The sequence below is a fragment of the Sedimenticola hydrogenitrophicus genome, assembly GCF_029017505.1.
Lineage (GTDB): Bacteria > Pseudomonadota > Gammaproteobacteria > Chromatiales > Chromatiaceae > Sedimenticola > Sedimenticola hydrogenitrophicus_A.
This window is the reverse complement of sequence record NZ_JAQGEI010000084.1, coordinates 1-1,971: the sequence shown is the minus strand read 5'-3', so window position 1 is coordinate 1,971 and position 1,971 is coordinate 1. Positions and strand designations below refer to the sequence as shown.

Annotated in this window: 1 protein-coding gene; it reads right to left on the bottom strand. The window is 55.4% G+C overall.

Annotation, left to right across the window (positions count from 1 at the left end):
• Positions 1–44: 44 nt before the first annotated feature.
• Positions 45–1,307: a group II intron reverse transcriptase/maturase gene (gene ltrA, locus O9K64_RS23295; protein ID WP_275100514.1), complete on the bottom strand. Its 1,263-nt coding sequence runs from the start codon at positions 1,305–1,307 to the stop codon at positions 45–47.
• Between the last annotated feature and the right edge of the window lie 664 nt (positions 1,308–1,971).

Sequence of the window (1,971 nt, the reverse complement as noted above, 5' to 3'; positions counted from 1 at the left end):
ACGTACCGGCCAGGTATACCGCTCTTCGATCAGTAACCGAGCCATCAGGCCCGGGAGAAAGCAATCGTGTAATCATGCAGGAACACTAACTTTAGCTCCCTGAACCAGTCCAGGTTCATCACAAACCGCACCGGACGCCTCATCACCGATTGCCATCGGTTCATCTTGATCCAGACCCGATGCGCTTCTTTTGGGTCAAAACCCGCCCTGATCATGATCCGTTGGAATTTTCCGGGCTTCTTCCATTTCTTCAATTGTATCGATCTCAGCCGGCTTCTAATCCAGGCGTCGAGGTCTCGAAACAGGTATTTGAATTCATGAACCCCAAAATAGCCAACCCAGCCTCGCAAGTATTTGTTCAGCTCTTGGATCACTTGGTACATCGATAGCGGATTGTTCCTGTGTGTCAGTTCCCGGACCCGGTATTTGAATCGGGTTTGTGCTTGGTTGCTGACCCGGATCTTGCCCATAAGGATCTGAAATCCCAGAAAGGTAATCTCCTTGATCGGCGCCACCCTGCTCTTCTCCCGGTTCACCGGGAGTCCGAGGACTTCCTCCAGATACGCTACCGTTCCCTTCATTACCCGTTGGGCGGCTCGCTCCGATCTCACTACGATCACGAAGTCATCCGCCCACCGACAGTACCCCAGGTTTCTCTCCTCCAGCTTGTAGTCCAGTTCATTCAAGACAATGTTGGAGAGCATCGGGGAGAGTGGTGAGCCCTGCGGACAACCTTTATTCGTTTCCTCCAATTCCCCGTTCACGATGACCCCTGCTTTCAGAAGCCTGGCAAGCAGGGTTACAAACCGCTCGTCCGCCACTTTGCGACGGATCAGTCGCAGTATGAGCCCGTGGGGTATCTCGTCAAAGAACGACTTCAGGTCGACCGCTACCGCCCATTCTTTCCCTTCTTTCACCAGCCCCTGTAGATGCCGTATGGCCTGATGCTGGCTCCTGCCCCAACGAAAGCCAAAGTTGGATTCGGTGAATCCCGGATCGAAGCACTCTTCCAGTACATAGTGCATACTCGTGCCCACGACCCTGTCCATGACCACCGGTATCCCCAGCTTCCTTTTCTTGGATGTCCCGGGTTTGGGGATCAGTACCCGCTTGGCCGGTTGGAAACGGTAGCTCCCTGACTTGAGCTTGTCGTGAATCAGCGCCAGGAGTGATTCTTCCCGCTGCGCAAATGCCTCTACCGTCATCTGGTCTATGCCCGCTGCCCCGGCATTCTTTCTTACCTGTTGCCATGCCATCTGCAGGCGTCCCGGTTCATAGACCTTCACCAGCACTTCGTTTACTTTCATCTCGCTTTCTCCATGATCTCTCTTAACACCGAGGATTGCCGGGCTGGCGGGGCCACTTGGCCTGGACCGGACAACCTGCATAACCCCAGTGCGTTCGCACCGGGGTATCGCCTGGCGATTCGGTTGTCCCTGTTCGATTTCTGGTCCTCATCCATCACCGCGCTGTATCGGCTCCTCTGTGCGATCATTGTCACCTTTCGTTCACGGCTTCCCCCATCCCGGTGACACCTCCGGAATGGCCAGGCGGCGGCATGCTGACTTTTTTTTTTCAGCATGTTGATCCCCTTCTGCCTAATCTTCAGGGTTTTCTCCTCCACGCTGTTACCAACGCTTCATCGGCCCTGGGTCTTCGGTACTACCCGTGAATCTGCCACCCTCTGTCCCTCCTCGCTTCGGGATTTCCTCATCGATTCGGTTTTCTGTCGTCGCTGGCAACCTCAACGACAGGACAGGAGGGCTTCCCTGGGTAAGACGCACCACCTCCCCATATCCCGTCCGGCTTCATGTCGGTTCAGTTCTCCGGATATCTGGCCTCGCCTAGTCACGCCGGCTCGACCCTTCCCCAACACCATGTAGCCGGTTCGCTGTTCGCTACGTACACGGGTTCTGCCTCATGCTTCCTTCAGACACCCCGTTTCCGGTAATGCCCTTGCCTTGTCGGCGT